Raw genomic sequence first — 20,228 nt, forward strand, 5'->3', positions numbered from 1 at the left:
GTAACAGCGTGTCGCCAAGCGCAGCCTGAACCGCCGGGTCGGTAAAGGTGTATTCCTCCATTTCGATACAGGAAACGCACCAATCGGCATAAAAATCGAGGAGCGCGGGTTTTTGTTCCGCTGCCGCTGTCGCCAGGGCTTGTTCCAGGTCAGCCAGGCTTTTAATGTGCTGGAAGGAAACATGTTTTAGCTGATGTCCGGTGATCGACCGGACGGGCCGCAAGGGATTCGAACCGCCGGCGATCGCACCGGCGATCGCCAGCAACCCGTAAATCAGTGCGCCCAGCGCTACGGCCTGGCGCAGGCGACGCAACGGGCCCGCACCGGTGTCGTTTTTCCATGGCGCGCCCAGGTAATACGCGCCGACCAATGCCGTGGCGCCCCATAGGGCGAGCGTTGCCGGACCGGGAATTATCCGTCCGACCATCCACACCGCGACCCCCAGCATCATCACGCCGAACATGGCTTTAACGGTGACCATCCATGGCCCGGCCTTGGGCAGCAATTTGCCGGCCGACGCACCGACCAGCAGCAGCGGTGTACCCATCCCCATGCTCAGCGAAAACAGCGCCAGACCGCCGCGGGTAACGTCACCGGCCTGGCCGATCACGGTCAAGGCAGCGACCAGCGGCGGCGCGACGCAGGCGGCAACGATCAACGCAGACAGCGCCCCCATGATTGCCGTGCCCAGAAATGTGCCTCTTTTCTGCTTGCCCGCGGCATCGCTGGCCCGCGACTGCAGCGCGCTCGGCATCTGGATGTCGTAAAAGCCGAACATGGACAGCGCCATCGCCACAAACAGCGCCGCAAACAGGCCGATGATCCACGGCTGTTGGAATACTGCCTGTGCTTGTTGTCCCACGCTGGCGAATGCAGCGCCGGCGATGGTATAGGTCAGCGCCATGCCCAGCACATAGGTTAGTGACAGGCTGAAAGCACGTGAGGTCGTTACGTCTTTGCCCTGGCTGGCGATGATGCCGGACAAAATGGGTACCATCGGCAAAACGCAGGGGGTAAAAGCCAGCAACAAGCCAAAGCCAAAAAATGTCGCGATAAATACCAGCGGGCTGGAATTTTTTACCAGGTCGGAAAGTTTATCGGTTTCCGATCGTTTGGGCGGCGGCCTGACTGAATCGATGCTGGTTTCCGGCAGATCGAGCGCTGCTGTTCTGGTTCCCGGCGGATAACAAATTGCGCCCTCCGCGCATCCCTGGTAACCGAGGCTGAGACTGACGGCCCCGGCCTCGGGTCCGGCCCGCGACAGTGGAATCCGGATCTCTACCTGCTCGTAATAGACAGTCATTTCGCCAAAATTGCGATCGGTTTTCGTGACGCCCGCCGGCAGCTCCAAGGGCCCCGGCTGGGCGACCCGGCTGTCGGTGGCGGCGGTAAATTTCTCTGCATAAAGGTAATAGCCATCCGCGATCAGCCAGCGGGCGACGACGGTATAAGCGTCTTCCATCCAGGTCTCGAGCTGGAACGCCTCTTCCTCGGGCAGGAAATCCTGATTGCCCGCATTACCCGGGCCAGCGAGCAGAGCCAGCAATTTGTTTTCCGCTACGACCGGCGTGTCCGCCAGCTGGATGGTTGTCGTCCAGGTCAACGGCACATAGCAAAAACCAAAATCTGCGCAGCCTTGCAGTTTCATTTCCAGTTCAAAAAATCCGCCCCCGGCGTCTCGCCGGTAAGGGATGCTGATCGTGAATTTCTCGCGAAAAATTTCCTGGCGGCCAAAAAACTCGTCTTCATGCATTTTGCCGGGCGGATAGAAAGGCTCGCCGAGGCTGATACCGGGTGTTCGACTGGCAAAGGAAAATCGCTTTTTGTAAAGATAGAACTCGGGCATGACCGACCAGTGAATCAATACCTGGTCCGCTTGTGCTTCCACTTCATACTGGAAGACTTCGTCCGGTGGCGGCGGCACGAAATCGCCGGATGCCTGAACGGCCAGCGGCGCCAGCAACAAAATCAGCAGGGCGTATTTGATTTTTTCAATCATTGTTCGGGATACTCTCTTGTTCCGCCAATCCAGGGGTTTCGTCCAGGCTTTTATCGATCCAGCGTAAATAGTCCTTGGCGCCCTGGACTACCGGCAAAGCGATTATTTCCGGAACATCATAGGGGTGGTTTTCCGAAATTGCGTCGCTTAGTGCAAGAAACCGGTCGCGCCGCGTTTTTATCACCAGCAAGGCTTCCTGGTCGTGCTGAATGTGTCCGTGCCACCAATAACTGGATTCGATTCCCGGGACGCAATTGACGCAAGCCGCCAGGCGTTTTGCCAACAGGATTTCAGTCAATTTCCTGGCGGCATCGGGGGGGCAGGTGCAAAAAACCACCAGGTATTCGGATTCCATGCTGGTTCCAAGGTTAAACGGGCGGCAAAGGATACCCGCCCAACCCGGTCATGTCACTGGCTCAAGACCGTTAGGCCTTGAAAAACCTGAACTCGCCGCTATTATTAGCACTCCTCCGAGGTGAGTGCTAATTGCTCGCCCGGGCAACAATCGCTGCTTGTTAGCAGTTTTTTAATTAAATCAATCAGTTAGGGAGATCTTAACGATGAATATTCGTCCCCTGCACGATCGGGTGATCATCAAGCGGATGGAAGAAGAGCGGACTTCAGCCGGCGGTATCGTGATACCGGACAGCGCGGCCGAGAAGCCGATCAAGGGTGAAGTGGTAGCGGTAGGCAACGGCAAGATTCTGGAGAGCGGCGATGTTCGCCCCCTGGACCTGAAAGTTGGCGACAAAGTGCTGTTTGGCAAGTACAGCGGCACCGAAGTCACTGTTGATGGCGACGAGTTGCTGGTCATGCGTGAAGAAGACGTGATGGCGGTTCTCGAAGGCTAACGCTGATCCGATCATTTTAAACAATATTTTTTAAAGAGGAATAATTCAATGCCAGCCAAAGAAGTTAAATTCGGTGACGACGCACGTCGCCTGATGTTTCGTGGCGTCAATATCCTGGCTGATGCGGTCAGTTTGACCCTGGGTCCGCGTGGCCGCAATGCGATGCTCGACAAGAGCTTCGGTGCGCCCACCGTGACCAAGGACGGGGTATCCGTCGCCAAGGAAATTGAGCTCAAGGACAAGTTTGAAAACATGGGCGCGCAGATGGTCAAGGAAGTAGCGTCGCAGACCTCGGACGAGGCAGGCGACGGCACCACGACCGCGACGGTACTGACCCAGGCGATTCTTCGTGAAGGCCTGAAGTCGGTGGCCGCCGGCATGAACCCGATGGACCTGAAGCGTGGTATCGAGAAAGCGACCATCGCCATCGTGGAACAGCTCAAGAAACAATCGCAGCCCTGTGAAGATCGCAAGGCGATCGCGCAGGTTGGCACGATTTCCGCGAATGCCGATACCAGTATTGGTGAAATCATTGCCGAGGCGATGGAGACCGTTGGCAAGGAAGGCGTGATCACGGTTGAGGAAGGAACGACCCTGGAAAATGAGCTGGACGTTGTCGAAGGTATGCAGTTCGACCGCGGTTATTTGTCGCCGTATTTCATCAACGACCAGCAGAGCCAGACCGCCGAACTGGAAAACCCGTATATTCTTCTGCATGACAAGAAAATCTCGAATATTCGCGACATGCTGCCGTTGCTCGAGGGTGTTGCCAAGGCCGGCCGCCCGTTGCTGATCGTCTCGGAAGACGTAGAAGGCGAAGCGCTGGCGACCCTGGTGGTCAACAATATTCGCGGTATCGTGAAAGTTGCCGCGGTAAAAGCGCCGGGGTTTGGCGATCGTCGCAAGGCGATGCTGCAGGATCTGGCGATTCTCAGTGGCGGCCAGGTGGTATCCGAAGAGATCGGCCTGAGCCTGGAAAAGACCAGCCTGGAAGACCTGGGCGAGGCCAAGAAGGTGGTCGTCAGCAAGGAAAACACCATCATCATCGATGGGGCCGGCAAGACGGACGACATCAAGGCACGGGTCGAGACCATCCGTTCGCAGATCGAAGAGTCGACTTCCGATTACGATAGCGAAAAGCTTCAGGAACGGGTCGCCAAGCTGTCCGGCGGCGTTGCCGTGATCAAGGTCGGCGCTGCCACCGAGATCGAGATGAAGGAAAAGAAAGCGCGGGTAGAGGATGCTCTGCATTCGACTCGCGCCGCGGTGGAGGAAGGCGTGGTAGCTGGTGGTGGCGTAGCCTTTCTGCGTGCGGTCTCCGCAATCGGCAAACTCAAGGGCGACAATCCCGATCAGGACATGGGCATCAGTATTATGCGCCGCGCGGTGGAGGAACCCCTGCGCCAGATCGTTACCAATGCCGGTGAGGAAGCATCGGTGGTGTTGCAGAAAGTAGCCGATGGCAAGGGCGATTTCGGTTACAACGCGGCCAACGGCGAGTATGGCAGCATGATCGAGATGGGTATTCTCGATCCAACCAAGGTTACCCGTCTGGCGTTGCAAAACGCCGCGTCGGTTTCCAGCCTGCTGCTGACCATGGAAGTGATGGTCGCGGAAGCGCCGGCCGATGATAAGTCGGCGATGCCTGGCGGCATGCCCGATATGGGTGGCATGGGCGGCATGATGTAAGACGCCCGAACACCAACATGTCGTGTAAAGCCCCGCTTCGGCGGGGCTTTTTTTTGCGCGTTGCCAAACCAGGCGCCAGCTGTCAGATTGTTGCGCATGGACTGGAATCAAGCGGAACTGGCGAAGCTGCCGTCGATCCTGCGCGGGAAAACCGAATCGCGGCTGCATGAAATCCTGGCGGCCGAGCCAGGGCTTGAACCCTTGTTGTCCGCTGACCCGGATCGGCGGGCGCAGCTGCTCCGGGTCGCCAGCCTGAGCCCCTTTGCCGCGCGGATCATGGCGAGCCGTCCTCAACTGTTGCGCGCGCTGATTGAGCCCGCCAGCGGACAAGCGGATTCACCATCCCGCCACCTGCACGAATACCTCACCCGCTATCCGGCGGACCCGATGCTGGCGCTGCGCTTGTGGCGGCAGGAAATGATCCTCGGTGTAATCTGGCGTGACCTGAACGGACTGAGCGACCTTTCCCGGACGCTCGAGGAACTCAGTAACTGTGCAGACCTCGCATTGCAAGCGGCCAGCCGAATTGCAACCCGGGAACTTGGCGAAGGCTATGGTTTGCCGACAAACGGCGAAGGCCGTTTGCAGGAACTGGTCATACTGGCGATGGGAAAGCTCGGTGGCGGGGAGCTGAATCTGTCATCGGATATCGACCTGATATTCCTATACCCGGCCGCCGGCGCCACCGACGGTCCGCGGCAACTGGACAACCAGCAATATTTCCAGCGGCTGGGTCAGCGGATCATATACCTGCTCGATGAGGTGACCGAGCAGGGCAGGGTTTACCGGGTGGATATGCGGCTCAGGCCGTTCGGCGATGCCGGGCCATTGGTGCTCAGTTTCAACGCATTGGAGCTTTATCTGCAGGAGAGCGGGCGGGACTGGGAACGCTACGCCTATGTCAAGGCGCGCGCGGTGACCGCTGCGGCGCTTTCCGAAGACCTGTTCAAAAATGTCCTGCGACCGTTTGTCTATCGCCGTTATCTCGATTACGGAGTTTTTGAAGCGCTGCGCGATATGCGTGAGATGATCGCCCGGGAAGTAAAGCGGCGGGATCTGCGGGAAAATATCAAGCTCGGCCCTGGCGGTATCCGGGAAATCGAGTTCATCGCACAATGTTTGCAACTGATCCGGGGCGGCAGCCAACCGGCTTTGCGTCGCCGCTCATTGATAGAAATTCTTTCGGTCCTTGAGGAACATCGTTTCCTGCCGACAGAGGCTGCCACTGAACTGGCGGAGGCTTACGAGTTTCTGCGCAATCTTGAGAACCGGATTCAAGCCGCGGAGGACCGGCAGACTCACGACTTGCCGAGCGGCAGCCTGGCACAAGCGATGCTGGCCAGTGCGATGAACCTGCCGGACTGGGAGCAGCTGGTCGAGACGCTGCGCCGGCATACCCGCAAGGTTAGCCACTGGTTCGACAAGCTTATCCCTCAGCCGGCTACCGATGACGACCAGGAAGCACGGCAGGCATTTGCCGGAATCTGGGATGGCAGCGGGTCGGCGGCAGACGCGAAAAAGTTGTTGCAGCGGATGAAATGCGCCGAGCCCGGGAAGGTACTCCGCGAACTCCGGGCGCTTGCCGGTGGGTCCTTGTTCCGGCGGCTGGACCCGCCGGGGGGCGACCGGCTCAGACAGTTGCTGCCAGCTATAGTCAGGCTGGCAGCGCCCAGGCTCGATGCGCCACGCGTGTTGCAGCGGCTGTTCACGGTGCTGGAAGCGGTAGGCCGGCGCAGCGCCTATTTTGCGATGCTGAGCGAAAACCCGGCGGCGCTGGAACGGCTGGTCGAGTTGTGCGGCACCAGCGGTTTCCTGACCCGCCAGGTGGCGGAATCGCCCCTGCTGCTGGATGAGTTGCTCGACCCGAACTTGCTAAACGCAGTGCCGGACCGGCAGCAGTTCATCGCTGAACTGGATAACCGGATCCAGGCGGCTGCCGCGGACGATCCGGAACAACAGCACGATGCCCTGCGTCGATTTCAAAACGCTGCTGTTTTTCGGATTGCCCTGGCCGATCTCGACCAGCGGTTGCCGTTGATGAAGGTGAGCGACCGCCTGACCGATATCGCCGAACTGGTTCTCCAGCGCTCGCTGCATCTCGTCTGGGATGAATTGCTCGAGCGACAGCCGGGCCCAACGGCAGCCATGGACGTGTTGGCGCCCGGTTTCCTGGTTCTGGGCTATGGCAAACTCGGTGGCCTGGAACTCGCATATGGATCGGACCTCGATCTGGTTTTTTTGCACGACGCCAGCCTCGCATGGCCGCCGGACAAGCTGGAAGACGGCGTCGTGTTTTATAGCCGCCTTGGGCGCCGGCTGGTCAATTTCCTGTCCATGCAAACGACGGCCGGGCGTTTGTACGAGGTGGACATGCGGCTGAGGCCGAGCGGCCAGGCGGGTCTGCTGGTCAGCAGTTTTCAATCGTTCAGCGAGTACCAGGAACAAAAAGCGTGGACCTGGGAGCATCAGGCGTTGCTGCGCGCGAGACCGGTGGCTGGCGATCAACGCCTGGCCCGCCGCTTCAACGAGGTGCGCAGCGAGGTGCTGACCCGGCATGTCGATGAGGACGGGCTGGCTGAGCAAGTCTCGCGGATGCGCAGCAAAATGAGGCAGGAATTGTCACGCTCCGCAAGCGGGCAGTTCGATATCAAACAGGATGCCGGCGGGATGGCGGATATCGAGTTTCTCGTGCAGTACCTGGTGCTGAGAGAGGCGCGCAGGAATGAGAAACTGATAATCTGGCCGGACAATATGCGACAGCTTGAGGCTTTGTCCGCCGGTGGCGTTCTTGAGGCAGAACAGACCCGCTTGCTGATGGAGGCGTACCTGGCATATCGCCATCGGCTGCATCATTTATCCCTGGAAGGCGGTGGCGGAGTGGTCGACGGCGAGGAATTCCTTGCACAAGCAAGCGCGGTGAGCGACCTTTGGCAGGAACTCATCGGCGAATGAGCCCGCTGTGGATGGCTGTTATAGTAAGCGTCCTGCCGGCAACCAGCCGGCATAACGATTGTTGCCGGCCAGGCCAGGGAGAACACAGTGGCGAGCGAGCGCGCTTCCAGCAAAGAGGTGCAGGCTGAGACCTTGATCCAGCCAAACACCAGAAATCACTACCGGGTTGGTCACGATGATTTGCCGTTGAGTTGTCCGCTGCCAGGGATGTACCTGTGGAACTCACACCCCAAGGTTTACCTGCCCATCGAATCCACGGGCCGGGCGAAGTGCCCGTATTGCTCAACCAGCTACGAACTCGTCGATAACGATCGGGCAGACGGCGCCGGCCAGGCCGGCTAGGCCGGGTACCGGGGATGAGTACATCGCCCCGGCTGAATCCCTTGCTTTGTCACGTCAATCTCGCGCGTGGTTTTCGCGGTGGTGAGCGACAGACCGAACTCCTGGTGCGTGGTTTGTCAACTCACGGGATCAGGCAGAAACTGATTATCAGGGCCGGCGCGCCGTTGGCGCAGCGACTGGCGGGTTTGCCGGATTTGCAGTTGGTTGAAGCGGGTGGGCTAGCAGGCGGCTTGGTGGCGACCCAGCGTCTGCTGCGCGGAGCTGCGCTGATCCATTCCCATGAAGGCCGCGGCTTGCATGCCTGTGCGCTCTTTCACCGCTTGCATCAGGTACCGTATGTTGCAACTCGGCGCGTGGTTGGCAGGCCTATACGAGGTCGCTGGGCTCGCAGCGTCTATCGCCGGGCCGCAACCGTGGTTGCTATATCCGCCGCAGTGGAAAAAATCCTGCGCGGCGATGTGCCGGCGATAAGGACGCAGGTGCTATACGATGCGCTCAGATATCTTCCCAGCGACCCCAGTCGTGTCAGGCAACTGAAACAGGCATGGCCGGATAAATTGCTGATCGGCAATGTGGCGGCGCTGGACGCGAAGAAAGGCCAGCTCCACCTGATCAACGTCGCCAGGCGGTTGCAGCACAGCCACCCGAATCTGCATTTCGTGCTGGTCGGTGGTGGCGAGGATGAGGAAAATTGCCGCAGGCAGGCGCAGGGGCTGACCAACCTCAGCATGACCGGGTTTGTCGACAACGTCGGGGATTACCTGGCCGCTTTCGACCTGTTTGTTTTCCCTACTTATGCGGAAGGCCTGGGCAGCAGCCTGCTCGATGCGATGAGTTTTTCGTTGCCGCTTATTGCCAGCAGAGTCGGCGGTATACCCGAATTGGTCAGGCACGGCGACAACGGCCTGCTGGTCGGTGTGGCGGACGAGACGGCGCTTCGGGACGCGATCGTGTCGCTTGCCGGAGACCCCGCTGGACGAGCCGCGATGGGCGCGGCTGGAAAACGGTTCGCGGACGGGTTTACCGTGGACCGCATGGTAGGGCAATATATTGAATTGTACGCGAGCGTATATCCGGGTTTCGGGAAATTGGAAGCACAGACATGATCATTGTGACGGGCGGCGCGGGGTTTATAGGCAGCAACCTGGTGCGGGCCTTGAATGCCCGCGGCGAGGACGACATCCTGGTTGTCGATGACCTGGAAAACGGCATCAAGTATGGCAACCTGGTGGACTGCCGGATCGCTGATTACCAGGACAAGGATGATTTTCTCCGCCGCCTGAAGAGTAAGCCGGATTTTGGCTGCGGCATCCGGACAATATTTCATCAGGGCGCTTGTACGAACACGACCGAGTGGGATGGTCGTTTCATGATGCGCAACAACTTCGAATACTCGAAAATCCTGCTGCATTTTTGCCTGGACCATAAAATACCATTGATATACGCATCATCGGCCGCGGTGTATGGCGCCAGCGAGAAATTTAGCGAACAGCCGCCTAACGAGCGCCCGCTGAACGTATATGGTTATTCCAAAATTCTGTTCGATCAATACGTCAGACGCCATTTACCCGAAGCCGGGTCACAGCTTGCCGGTCTGCGGTACTTCAATGTCTATGGGCCTGGCGAGGGTCACAAAGGCACCATGGCAAGCGTCGCTTTTCATTTTAACAAACAGATCGTCAGCGATGGCGAGGCCCGGTTGTTTTGCGGTAGCGGCGGTTATGCCGATGGTGAGCAGCGCCGGGATTTCGTTTATGTCGGCGATGTTGCGGAGGTGAACCTGTGGTTGATGGACAATTCGCAGGTGTCGGGCGTGTTTAACCTGGGGTCTGGCCGCAGTCAGAGCTTTAACGATGTGGCTAACTCGGTAATTGCCTGGCATGGGCGAGGCAGGATTCGCTACATACCTTTTCCTGACCACCTCAAAGGCAGCTACCAGAGTTTCACCGAGGCCGATATGAATCGGCTCCGCGCCGCTGGTTATGAGGCGCCTTTTTGCACCGTCGAAGAAGGCGTCAAAGCGTACCTGGATTATCTTGCCGTCGATGAGTAATGAGGAAAATGCGCGACCGCGCCTGATCGTTGGCCCGTCATGGGTCGGCGACATGGTGATGACCCAGTCACTGCTGATAGCGCTGAAAGAAAATTACCCGGAATCCCCGCTCGATGTGCTGAGCCCGGGCTGGTCGCTGCCCGTAATACGCCGCATGCCGCAGGTTCGCAGGGCGCTCGAAATGCCGCTCGGGCACGGTGAGTTTCGCTGGCGAGACCGCTACCGGCTGGGCAAACAGCTGCGTAATGAGCGCTACCGGCAAGCCTACGTGTTGCCACGGTCTTTCAAGGCGGCACTGGTTCCGTTTCATGCAAGAATCCCCGTGCGTACCGGTTACCTGGGTGAATTTCGTTTTGGTCTGCTCAACGATATTCGAAAAGCCGACCGCGCTGCTTTACGAACCACTGCGGAACGATTTGTCGCGCTCGCCATGACTGCCGATCGTGAACCCGTGACGCCAATCCAGCCACCGGCGCTGGCGGTCGACTATGGCAACCAGGAACGCCTGATCGCGGAACTGGAGCTCAATCCCTACGGAAAAATCGTCGCGCTGCTCCCGGGTGCCGAATACGGTCCCGCCAAATGCTGGCCGTTGGATTATTATCGGCGGCTGGCCGGCGAATTGATCAGTCAGGATATTGCGGTCTGGGTGCTGGGTTCGCAAAAAGACCATGCGGCCGGAGAGGTCATAGCGGGGGGGCTGGGTGCGGTCAGAAATCTCTGTGGGCGCACCGAACTGGAAGATGCGATCGATTTGCTCAGCCTCAGCAGTGCGGCGGTGAGCAATGATTCCGGGCTGATGCACGTAGCCGCGGCGGTGGGGATCCCACTGGTTGCTATCTTTGGCTCTTCATCACCGGCCCACACGCCGCCGCTAAGCGACAAGGCACAGACGATTTATCTCGATCTCGAATGCAGTCCGTGCTTTGCCAGGGAATGCCCTCTCGGTCACCTGAATTGCCTGAAAAAAATTGGCCCTAACCAGGTCCTCGGTGCATTGCAAACGGCGCTGGCCGGAATCGATGCCTAGGTTGCTGACTTCAGGATATTGATCGGCGCGAGCTCCGCCAGCCGGCAGTTGGCCAGCGGCACCAGGCGAGTATCGACGAAAGCGTGCTGGCCAGAGACGCTGGCATGGCTGAGCATGTCGGTGAATACCATCCAGGCGGAAAAAGGCCTGAACCTGATTTGCTGGTAATAAGTGTCGCGCCGCTGAAACTCCGGCGTGTCTTTCATGTAGTTGTGAAATTTTCGCATGCAGCGGTCGTATGGACTGCTGTCCAGGACACGCGCCATTTTCAGGCCGGATTTTTCCAGCCCACGCACGATGCCGGTCCGCAGGTGGTCGAGGAATTTTTTCTGCAGGTAATATTTACCCGGATTGATTTTGCGGACGCCGGCTTCGCTGCCGCATCTTTGGTATATCTCGGGGAACGCCCCCATGGTCGCCCATACCCGGTCTTCCTGCGGGTTTACGTTGACGAAAAAGCGCAGGATGCGGTCGCCATCGGTGGCGCCGTACGCACCCGCGTCGAAATGAATCAATTCGTTGCTGGCGTGGGGTTTCAGGTTGCGCCCTTGTTCCTGAATGGGCCTGAAACTGCAGGTTCCGACGGTCCAGCCGGCGGTCAACGAAGGGATGATTTTCTTGAGAAAGGCGTCAACTTCCTTGCTGTGGAGGGTCAGGATACGGTACACCCTGTCCATCGTTTCGGGGTCGGCATCCAGACCGCGAACGGCGTCAGCTTCAGGGTGATAGCTGACGTTTTTGAGCGCCAGGCGGGTCGGCAGTTCATCGCGAATGAACTGCAGTTCATCCTCTTCGGGAAGTGGGATCGGGCATGCCGGGAAATAAACGATATTCCCCTGTTCAAGCTCATCGGATATCTCGAATTCCGTGAGTTGCTCGAGTTGTGCCCTGTGATAACTGCTCAGCATGATTGGCTGCCCTGATACCAGTACGGCATTCTACCTCATTGCGGTCTGACGCCGGCCGGATGGCTGCCGGCCCCGCCATGCGTATACTGGTATCCCATGATCGAACACCGCTTGCGCGCCGATGGCTGCGGAATGGTTTATGACTCGGAGCTGGTCAGTGAGCCGGATTTCAACCTGGGCGATTATTCCTGGTGGCGCGACCGCGGCTGCTTGCTGGGCAACACCAGCGGCCGGGGCGCGGTCTATTTCGTGGCAGCGGGCCAGGGCCAGTGGGCCTTGCGTCATTACCGGCGCGGCGGGCTGATCGGGCGCTGGTTGGACGATCATTTCATCTGGCTCGGCGAAGACCGCGTCCGCTCTTTTCATGAGTGGCGATTGCTGGCCCGGTTGCGGGATATGGGACTGCCGGTACCACGACCGGTTGCCGCAATCTACAAACGCGACGGGCTGGCCTACACAGCGGAACTGGTGACCGTGAGAATTGCCGGGGGGGCAAAACCCTTGTCGCAATGGATCAAAGGGGGCGAAGTGGATGCGTCCCACTGGCGGGTTTTAGGACGCTGTATCCGCCGGTTTCACGATGCAGGTTCCTACCATGCGGATCTGACAGGCCACAACATCCTGCTCGATGAGAATGGCGACATGCATTTACTGGATTTCGACCGTGGCGATATCCGTGCCGGCGGTGCATGGAAGGCGTCTAACCTGAAGCGTCTTCATCGCTCGCTCAGAAAAATCAGCGTGCAGGATGAAAATATCGAGGTGTCGGCAGCGGACTGGCGGTTGCTGATTGACGCCTACCGCGCGTAAGCATCACCGTACTCTTCCGGGCGATACCTGAACCGCCGGTGTACCCAGTAATATTGTTCCGGGCATTCGCGAATCCAGCTTTCGATGACCCGGTTAATCCGCAAAGTATCGGCTACTGAGTCGTCGCCAGGAAAATCATCCAGTACAGGCAGGATTCTGAGCTTGTAATGCGGCCGGTTGCCATCCCTGGTCGTCACCAACGGCATGACCCGGGCCTGGCTCGTTTTGGCGATCAACGAAGTGGCGGTACTGGTAACTGCCGCTTCGCCAAAAAAAGGAACCACCGCGCTCATTCTGCCCCGGCTTCTTTGATCAGGCGCATACCATACGGGTCTGTTCCCGCGCAGACTTCGAATAATTCCACGCAGGTCTCTCTTGGCGATTGCCGTACGGGCGCAACGTTCCCGGCCACGGCGCATGATTTCCTCCATCAGCGGGTTATTGTGCCGACGGTACATCGCATCATAGGATAGGCCGGCGATGTTGAGCATACGGCCGCAGATGTCGAGACTCGTGAAATGTGCGGTAAGCAGAATTACCCCATGACCGTCGGCCAGCGCTTTGCCGACTTCATCAAGTCCTTCGATCTCGTAAAGGCCTTGCAAGCGGCGGTCGGATGCCCACCATGCCATTGCCGTTTCGAAGACCGACATTCCGATGTTGCGAAAACTGTGCTTGAGTATTCTTCTGCGATCAGTCTGGTCGAGCTCCGGGAAGCACAATTCAAGATTCCTGGCGGCGTAAAAACGTCTCTGCGGCAAAAAATAGAAAAGAATTCCGCCGAGCCCACGTCCCAGCCATAGCTGGATCGATAATGGCAATATGATTGCCAGCCGCAGCAGGATCAGTCCGCTCCAGACAGGCCAAAAACGCGGGCCGATAAACTGGGACAAAGATCCCGGTGGATAATGGACTACGCCTGATGGTTGTTTATTTTTTGCGGCCATTTGCTTTCTGTGATTTTGCCAGGAGCGTGCTGGCGAATTTGCGCATTCTAGCCCGGATTATTCATGAATGTTCTGCGCAATCATCGCGACGATTCATGAATAAGCCGGGCTAGAGCCGGGCGCGGGGAAACTGGCTTTACTCGCGAGCGAACTAATCATACAAACCGGGATGATTTTTGAACCGCCGGTGGATCCAGAAATATTGCTCCGGCGCCTTCCTGACCCAAGCCTCGATAATGCTGTTTAGCAGGTCCGCGGCTTCCTGCGGTTGGGTGGGGAATTCTGCCAGCGGTTCGAAGTATTGAACCCGGTAGCGGCAATCGCCCGCGTCGTTCTGCTCGCGCAAGACCAGGCAGGGTAGACAGCTGGCGCCGGTCGCGGCGAGCAGGCGCGGCAGTGTGGTATTGGTCGCCGCCGGTACGCCAAAAAAAACCGAGTCGATGCTGTTTGCGCCGGTGTGGGACTGATCGGGCAGGAAATACACGTTTTCGCCATGGCGCAGGCTTTTGATCACCTGGCGTATGTTCATCTTGTCGACCTGCCGGGCCGCGAAGCGGGAGCGGCCGCGGTACATGATCTCATCGAGCAAGGGCAGCGACAGGCGACGATAGGGACCACTCAACGGGCAGTCGAAGGATATCAAACGCGGCGCAAGTTCGACGGTCGTAAAATGCGCGCTGAACAGGATAACGCCTTTGCCGCGGCTACGGGCCTTTTGCAAATTCTCCAGGCCATCGCGCCGGATCATTCCCGCCAGGCGTTTGTCATCGGCCCACCAGGCCATCCCGGCCTCAAAAATACTGATCCCGAGTGAGCGAAAATGATTCTCGAGCAGCGCCCTGCGTCGCTTCGGGTCATGGTCCGGAAAACACAGGGCAATATTTTTTTCTGCAATATGCCGGCGCCGCTTCATCGTGCGTTTGAGAATGAAACCCCATGGGCGGCCCAATGCAAGTTGCCATTTCCACGGCAGCACGCAGAAAAAACGCAAGCCACCGATCAGCAGCCATTCGCCCCAGTACGATGGCGACAAAAACTTGAACAATGGTTTGCGCTTTTCCGTCATCGGCGGTTTTTCCTAGGGCCGGTCGAGGAGGCCTGGGTGCCTTGATCGGCGGGCGCTGTGGTAACATGCCGCCTGGTTTGTCCAACTGCTGGCCGTTTTATTCATGGCGTTTTCGATCCCGTCTTTTTCCGATACACGCGTGCTGGTTGCCGGTGATGTAATGCTGGATCGTTATTGGTTCGGTCCATGTTCGAGAATATCCCCGGAGGCGCCGGTTCCGGTCGTTCGAGTGACCGGCAACCAGGAACGCGCCGGCGGCGCAGCCAACGTCGCGGTCAACCTTGCCAGTCTTGGCGTCAAAACGCGACTCCTGGGGATTACCGGCGACGATGATGCATCCTATAGCCTGCAGTCTCTGCTTGCCCACCAAGGGGTGGATTGTGAGTTTATGCGCATGCCGGATATTCCGACAATAACAAAGTTGCGCGTCATCAGCCGCAACCAGCAGTTACTGCGCATGGATTTCGAGGAGGCGCCGGACAGCGGCCACGGAGCCAGTCTCGATCAGCAGGTTTTGGCGGCGCTGCCGGAGCAAGGTGTCATTGTCTTGTCGGATTACGCCAAAGGCGCGCTGAGCAATTTTCAGGAAATAATTGCTGCCTGCCGGGCGCGGGATCTGCCGGTCGTGGTCGATCCCAAAGGCAGCGATTTTTCGCGTTACTCCGGCGCGACGGCGTTGACGCCCAACCTTTCAGAATTCGAGGCCGTGGTTGGTTCTTGTGAGGATTTGCAGCAACTCGAAGAAAAAGGCAAGGCGCTTCGCCAGCAGCTGGGTCTTGGCTTTCTCCTGTTGACCCGCAGCGGGGAGGGCATGATGCTGATTCCCGAGAACGGCAAGGCGATCCATCTGCCCGCGGAAACGCGTGAAGTTTACGATGTGACCGGCGCCGGCGACACGGTTGTGGCGGTGCTGGCGGCGGGGATTGCCGCCGGGCAGTCGCCCGAAGACGCGGCAAAGTTAGCGAATCTCGCCGCCGGCCTGGTGGTTCGGAAACTCGGTGTCGCCTCCGTCAGCGCCGATGAATTGCGCATGGCGCTGCACCGGCGCGGTAAAGGCGGGCGTGAGCTGGTCGACCGGGGATCCCTGGAGACGCTGGTCCGGGAGGCGCAGACACGCGGTGAGCGCGTGGTGATGACCAACGGTTGTTTCGATATCCTGCACGCCGGGCATGTCGCCTACCTTGAAGAGGCCAAGGCATTGGGAGACCGGTTGGTAGTCGCGGTGAACGATGACGAATCGGTAACCAGGCTCAAGGGCGCCGGCCGGCCGATCAATTCGCTTGCCGATCGCATATCGGTGCTGGCCGGTCTGGCTGCGGTAGACTGGGTGGCGCCGTTTTCCGAAGATACGCCGGCACAATTGATCGAAACTGTGTTGCCCGATGTACTGGTCAAGGGCGGCGACTACCAGATCGAGGATATCGCCGGTGGGCAAAGCGTGCTGGCCAACGGTGGGGAAGTAAAAGTATTGCCATTGATGGACGGTCGTTCGACCAGCAGGATCATCGAATCCATACGGGGCGAGTAATCGCCTGGGCGTTTTCGTGCGGCTGATATACGTACTCCTTTCATACCTGATAGCGCCGGTGGTCGTGGTGTTTCTTGTCTGGCGCGGATTTTTTAATCGCGCCTATTTTGATCGTTTCGGCGAGAGGTTCGGTTTTACGCGCTTGTCGGTGCCGCGTCCGGCCATCTGGGTCCATGCGGTTTCGGTTGGCGAGGTACAGGCGGCCGCGCCATTGGTCCGCGAACTGCACCGGAAGAACCCGGATATTCCGATCGTGATTACGACGGTGACGCCGACCGGCGCCCAGCGCGCTCTTGAGCTTCTCGGTGACTGTTCCAAACATTGTTACGCGCCCTATGACCTGCCCGGGGCCGTCGCCCGGTTTTTCGATGCCGCCAGGCCGGCCCTGGCGATCATTATTGAAACGGAACTGTGGCCGACGCTGTATCACGAATGCGGCAAGCGTCAGGTGCCGCTGGTACTCGCCAGCGCCAGGATATCGCCGCGGTCGGTCAGCAAATACCGATGGTTCAGGAGTCTTTTTCGTGAAGCCCTGTCGCACGGCATCGTCATTGCCGCGCAAAGCGAGAAGGATGCGGAGCGCTTTCGGCTGCTTGGCGCGCCACCGGAAAGGACCCACGTCGTCGGCAACATCAAGTTCGATTTCGAACTGCCTCCTTCCGTGCTGAGCGATGGCCGCGCCATTCGCGAGGCGAACGCGGCGAAACGACCGGTCTGGGTGGCGGCCAGTACTCATCATGACGAAGAAGAAAAGATGCTGGATGCGCACCAACGGCTGCGCCGGCAATGCCCGGATGCGCTGTTGATCCTGGCGCCGCGGCACCCGGAGCGATTCGGACTGATCGCGGCGATGATGCGCAAAAGGGGGGTCAGCTTTATTACCCGGAGCAGTGGCATGTCGTGTACACCGGAAACCGAAGTTTTCCTCCTGGATACGCTTGGGGAATTGCCGGTTTTTTATGCGGCATCCGACGTTGCGTTTGTCGCTGGCAGCCTGGTGCCGATTGGCGGTCACAATTTACTGGAGCCGGCGGCGCTGGGGATACCGGTCCTGACCGGCCCTTATACCTTTAATGCCGAAGATATCGCCGAAATGCTCGCCGATGTCGGTGCGATGCGGGAAGTCAAGAATTCGGTCGAGTTGGCAGCGGAGCTGGCCCGCCTGATCGCCGATCCTGAGGCGCGCCGGCATGCCGGCGCACAAGGGCGAAAAACGGTACAGGAAAACCGCGGGGCCGTTGCCCGCCTGCTGACCTTGCTCGATCCCCTGGTTCCGACGGGACAGTAGCGCGCCGGACCCAGCTAGTCGGCCAGCCAGGAATTTACTTCGTTGATGTCCTGAGCCGACAGGCTGCCGGCGGCCTGCTTCAGGCGCAGGACATTGACGATGTAGTCATAGCGGGTGCGTGCGTAATCGGTGCGCGCGCGAAACAGTTTCTGTCTCGCGTTGAGTACGTCTACCGTGGTGCGCGTACCGACCTCAAAGCCGGCTTCGGACGCCTGTAAGGCCTTCTCATTGGATTGCACGGCGCGGCGCAGGGCCCGCACCCGGGCGATCTGCGATAGCACGGCATCGTAGGCATCGCGTGTCGATCGTTCGGTCTCGCGAGCGACTCGCTCGACCCGCTCCCGGGCCGCGCGATGCTGATAAACCGACTGACGCACGGTTGAGGAGGTATTGCCGCCACTGAAAATCGGAATATTCAGTTGCAAAGAAACGCTGTTGCCAACGCTGTCCGAATTGCTTGGCGAAAACGGCTGGCCATCAACAGACTGGAAGGCCCTGCGATCCGATCCCGTTCGTGAAGCGATCAGATCCAGGGTCGGCAGATGGCCGGAGCGGTTGATGCGCACCTGGTCCTTGGCCACGTCCGCCTGCAGACGAGTTGAATTCAGGGCCAGGTTGTTTTTCAGGCCCTGTTCGACCCAGGAGTTCGCACTCGCCGGATCGGGGCTGACCAGCGGCAGGTCATCGCCGGGCCGCTGCAATTCATCGATATATTCGCCGGTAATTTCGCGCAATGATTCCTTGGCTGTCGACAGTGATCTGCGGGCGCCGATATCGGTCGAGACTGCAAGATCATAAGCAGCCTGGGCTTCGAGTACGTCGGTGATCGCGATCAGTCCGACTTCGAATCGCTTTTCGGCTTGCTCGAGCTGTCGCTTGGTCGCTTCCTTGTTGGCCACTTCGGCATCCAGTGTGTCCTGTGCTGCCAAAACATTGAAGTAGGCCTCGGCGACACGCAGCATTAGATCCTGCTGCGCCGCCTGGTAATCGACTTCCGCCTGTGCGACCTTTTTTTGCGCTTGCCTCAGACCGACGATTCGGTCCCAGCGAAAAAGGGGTTGCTGCAATTGCAGGCGCCACTGTGTATCACGCCTTACATCCGTTGCAAAACTCGATGGCCGAATGAGGATGGCGCCGGTAACAGGGTCCACTTGAAAAGAGGTGAAGCTACCGCCGCTATCGGTTTTGGCACGGGAATAGGACGCAGTGATCAGCGGCAACAGCGCCGCCCGGGCCTGTGGCGATGCTTCGCTGGAGGCCTGGCGATTGGCATTGGCTTCGCGCAACGTCGGGTCGCCGACCAGTGCTATCTGGTAGACCTCCGCCAGGTCAGTCCCGCCGGCCGTCGATGCGCCGAAAAAGATCAGCATGACAAGTATGGAACGTAAGATGATATGCATGGAAGTTCCTTTCGGCGGAAAGCCGACGACATAGTGTATTAGTTAACTATATCACTAAATCGGCAATTTTCAAAAAAACACTGTTTTTGCGTGGTTTTAACGTATCTTCGCTGTCAGCGGGCAAGGTTTGACCCATTGCTAGTAACTGGGTATGGACCGATCCACTTGTTCTGACCAGGCCAGGATCCCACCCTGGAGATTAAAAACCCGCGGGAAGCCATTTTGTACCAGGTAGGTGGCCACTTGCATGCTGCGCGCGCCGGAACGACACATCACCACGACAAGGCGCTTCCTATCGAGCTCGTCCATACGCTCGGGAACCTGATCCATCGGAATATGGAGTGCAGCCGACAGACTGGCAATGGCGAGTTCCCAGTTTTCGCGCACGTCAAGCAGCACCGGCGGCTGGCTGGAGGCAAGCAGATCGAAGCACTCTTTTGGCGTCATCTCCACCACTAAGTCCGACAGCCTCCTAGAAACGAAAGTGATCCGGTGCAACGACCTCGCGCATAGCCGTAATCACTGTTTCAAATAAGGGGTCGGTCAGCCACTCATCGTCGCCAACCCGGGTGACCAGCCTGGCGCGCATGACCGGTTCCCCGCCGACGATGACGAACAACCGGCCGCCTGTATTCAGCGCCTTTTCGAAGCGGCGATCGTATACTGGCAGCGACGCTGTTATGGCGATAACATCGTATTTGGGTTCCGCGCCAAGCTCCATCGCGTTCAAGGTTGCCAGCGACACGTTGTCGGCGCCTGAGCGGTCCAGGCTGGTTTGCGCCATCTCGGTCAGGTCCGGGAAAATATCGACGCTGCGTACCTGCTCCGCGAGAGTCGCCAGACAGGCGGTGAGAAAACCGCTGCCGGTTCCGATCTCAAGCACCTGGTCATCCTGGCCTGGGTTCAACGCCTGCAGAAGCTGGCCTTCCACCAGCGGAGACATCATGCATTGACCATGCGCCAAGGGGATAGTGCAGTCGGCGAAAGCTACCCCGGCATACTCAGCGGGCACAAAATCTTCGCGATTGACGCTGGCCAAAGCGTCCAGAATCTTTGCGTCCAGTACTTCGCCGGCCCTGATCTGTTGTTTGAGCATCTGCTGGCGCGCAAATTCAAGATTCATTTTTTTCTCCATCCCTGATTCCGCCCGCTGGAACTGGCTGTGCTGGCGGCCTGAAGATTACGCATTCAGCATCCGGGTGACAAGGCAATATACATGGCATTATGGTGAATACCACCAATTCGCCAGCGAACCTTGCGATATGCTTGGCGCCTTATCGGACAGGCTGTTTCAGCCTTTTACCGGGTCGTTGGCGGGATTGGTATTTTGCTTTTTCTGCTATTCAGAGGATAACCATGAGCGCG

Annotated in this window: 18 protein-coding genes; 10 read left to right on the plus strand and 8 right to left on the minus strand. The window is 58.6% G+C overall.

Going from position 1 to position 20,228, the window contains the following annotated elements; genetic code table 11:
• Together dsbD and IIA05_10265 are read right to left on the minus strand one after the other, a co-directional pair.
• A partial coding sequence (gene dsbD, locus IIA05_10260) for a protein-disulfide reductase DsbD (protein MCH9027487.1) occupies nucleotides 1-1,999 on the minus strand: 1,999 nt, incomplete at its 3' end.
• Nucleotides 1,992-2,354 (minus strand): divalent-cation tolerance protein CutA, encoded by a 363-nt coding sequence (locus tag IIA05_10265; GenBank protein ID MCH9027488.1) that lies wholly within the window; start codon nucleotides 2,352-2,354, stop codon nucleotides 1,992-1,994. The genes dsbD and IIA05_10265, both read right to left, overlap by 8 nt.
• A 205-nt stretch (nucleotides 2,355-2,559) precedes the next feature.
• Between IIA05_10265 and groES the strand changes: the two genes are divergently transcribed.
• The 7 genes from groES to waaF all read left to right on the plus strand — a co-directional run bounded on the left by groES (nucleotide 2,560) and on the right by waaF (nucleotide 10,916).
• Nucleotides 2,560-2,850, plus strand: a complete 291-nt coding sequence (gene groES / locus IIA05_10270; GenBank protein MCH9027489.1) for a co-chaperone GroES — start codon at nucleotides 2,560-2,562, stop codon at nucleotides 2,848-2,850.
• Between the two features lie 48 nt (nucleotides 2,851-2,898).
• On the plus strand, nucleotides 2,899-4,539 hold the full coding sequence (gene groL, locus IIA05_10275; protein MCH9027490.1) for a chaperonin GroEL: 1,641 nt from the start codon (nucleotides 2,899-2,901) through the stop codon (nucleotides 4,537-4,539).
• Nucleotides 4,540-4,635: 96 nt separating this feature from the next.
• A complete protein-coding gene (gene glnE / locus IIA05_10280; protein MCH9027491.1) occupies nucleotides 4,636-7,491 on the plus strand; it encodes a bifunctional [glutamate--ammonia ligase]-adenylyl-L-tyrosine phosphorylase/[glutamate--ammonia-ligase] adenylyltransferase in 2,856 nt (951 codons plus the stop codon).
• A gap of 207 nt (nucleotides 7,492-7,698) precedes the next feature.
• Nucleotides 7,699-7,833 (plus strand): zinc-finger domain-containing protein, encoded by a 135-nt coding sequence (locus IIA05_10285; protein ID MCH9027492.1) that lies wholly within the window; start codon nucleotides 7,699-7,701, stop codon nucleotides 7,831-7,833.
• A gap of 14 nt (nucleotides 7,834-7,847) precedes the next feature.
• Nucleotides 7,848-8,939, plus strand: a complete 1,092-nt coding sequence (locus IIA05_10290; protein MCH9027493.1) for a glycosyltransferase family 4 protein — start codon at nucleotides 7,848-7,850, stop codon at nucleotides 8,937-8,939.
• Nucleotides 8,936-9,886, plus strand: a complete 951-nt coding sequence (gene rfaD, locus IIA05_10295; protein MCH9027494.1) for an ADP-glyceromanno-heptose 6-epimerase — start codon at nucleotides 8,936-8,938, stop codon at nucleotides 9,884-9,886. Before IIA05_10290 ends, rfaD begins: the two co-directional genes overlap by 4 nt.
• Nucleotides 9,879-10,916: a lipopolysaccharide heptosyltransferase II gene (gene waaF / locus IIA05_10300; GenBank protein MCH9027495.1), complete on the plus strand. Its 1,038-nt coding sequence runs from the start codon at nucleotides 9,879-9,881 to the stop codon at nucleotides 10,914-10,916. Before rfaD ends, waaF begins: the two co-directional genes overlap by 8 nt.
• Here the strand turns inward: waaF and IIA05_10305 are convergent.
• Nucleotides 10,913-11,824 carry a Kdo hydroxylase family protein gene (locus tag IIA05_10305; GenBank protein ID MCH9027496.1) on the minus strand — a complete coding sequence of 304 codons (912 nt, stop codon included), beginning with the start codon at nucleotides 11,822-11,824 and terminating at the stop codon, nucleotides 10,913-10,915. The two genes, waaF and IIA05_10305, sit on opposite strands and share 4 nt — an antisense overlap.
• A gap of 96 nt (nucleotides 11,825-11,920) precedes the next feature.
• Between IIA05_10305 and IIA05_10310 the strand changes: the two genes are divergently transcribed.
• Nucleotides 11,921-12,634, plus strand: a complete 714-nt coding sequence (locus IIA05_10310; protein MCH9027497.1) for a 3-deoxy-D-manno-octulosonic acid kinase — start codon at nucleotides 11,921-11,923, stop codon at nucleotides 12,632-12,634.
• Here IIA05_10310 and lpxL read toward each other — a convergent pair.
• Both lpxL and IIA05_10320 read right to left on the minus strand, forming a co-directional pair.
• Nucleotides 12,622-13,581, minus strand: coding sequence for an LpxL/LpxP family Kdo(2)-lipid IV(A) lauroyl/palmitoleoyl acyltransferase (gene lpxL, locus IIA05_10315; GenBank protein ID MCH9027498.1), 960 nt, complete (start codon nucleotides 13,579-13,581; stop codon nucleotides 12,622-12,624). The two genes, IIA05_10310 and lpxL, sit on opposite strands and share 13 nt — an antisense overlap.
• Nucleotides 13,582-13,732: 151 nt before the next feature.
• The gene (locus IIA05_10320) at nucleotides 13,733-14,647 is read right to left on the minus strand and encodes a lipid A biosynthesis acyltransferase (GenBank protein MCH9027499.1); all 915 of its coding nucleotides are present in this window, start codon (nucleotides 14,645-14,647) and stop codon (nucleotides 13,733-13,735) included.
• Between the two features lie 103 nt (nucleotides 14,648-14,750).
• Between IIA05_10320 and hldE the strand changes: the two genes are divergently transcribed.
• Both hldE and waaA read left to right on the plus strand, forming a co-directional pair.
• Nucleotides 14,751-16,175 carry a bifunctional D-glycero-beta-D-manno-heptose-7-phosphate kinase/D-glycero-beta-D-manno-heptose 1-phosphate adenylyltransferase HldE gene (gene hldE, locus IIA05_10325; protein ID MCH9027500.1) on the plus strand — a complete coding sequence of 475 codons (1,425 nt, stop codon included), beginning with the start codon at nucleotides 14,751-14,753 and terminating at the stop codon, nucleotides 16,173-16,175.
• A 16-nt stretch (nucleotides 16,176-16,191) separates the two neighbouring features.
• Nucleotides 16,192-17,463, plus strand: coding sequence for a lipid IV(A) 3-deoxy-D-manno-octulosonic acid transferase (gene waaA, locus IIA05_10330; protein ID MCH9027501.1), 1,272 nt, complete (start codon nucleotides 16,192-16,194; stop codon nucleotides 17,461-17,463).
• Between the two features lie 14 nt (nucleotides 17,464-17,477).
• Here waaA and IIA05_10335 read toward each other — a convergent pair whose 3' ends face one another.
• The 3 genes from IIA05_10335 to IIA05_10345 all read right to left on the minus strand — a co-directional run bounded on the left by IIA05_10335 (nucleotide 17,478) and on the right by IIA05_10345 (nucleotide 19,986).
• On the minus strand, nucleotides 17,478-18,863 hold the full coding sequence (locus IIA05_10335; GenBank protein ID MCH9027502.1) for a TolC family outer membrane protein: 1,386 nt from the start codon (nucleotides 18,861-18,863) through the stop codon (nucleotides 17,478-17,480).
• Nucleotides 18,864-19,001: 138 nt separating this feature from the next.
• Nucleotides 19,002-19,310 (minus strand): sulfurtransferase, encoded by a 309-nt coding sequence (locus IIA05_10340; protein ID MCH9027503.1) that lies wholly within the window; start codon nucleotides 19,308-19,310, stop codon nucleotides 19,002-19,004.
• Between the two features lie 25 nt (nucleotides 19,311-19,335).
• Nucleotides 19,336-19,986 carry a protein-L-isoaspartate O-methyltransferase gene (locus IIA05_10345; GenBank protein ID MCH9027504.1) on the minus strand — a complete coding sequence of 217 codons (651 nt, stop codon included), beginning with the start codon at nucleotides 19,984-19,986 and terminating at the stop codon, nucleotides 19,336-19,338.
• Nucleotides 19,987-20,228: the final 242 nt, after the last annotated feature.

The organism is Pseudomonadota bacterium (genome assembly GCA_022572885.1).
In the GTDB taxonomy this organism is placed as follows: domain Bacteria; phylum Pseudomonadota; class Gammaproteobacteria; order Steroidobacterales; family MnTg04; genus MnTg04.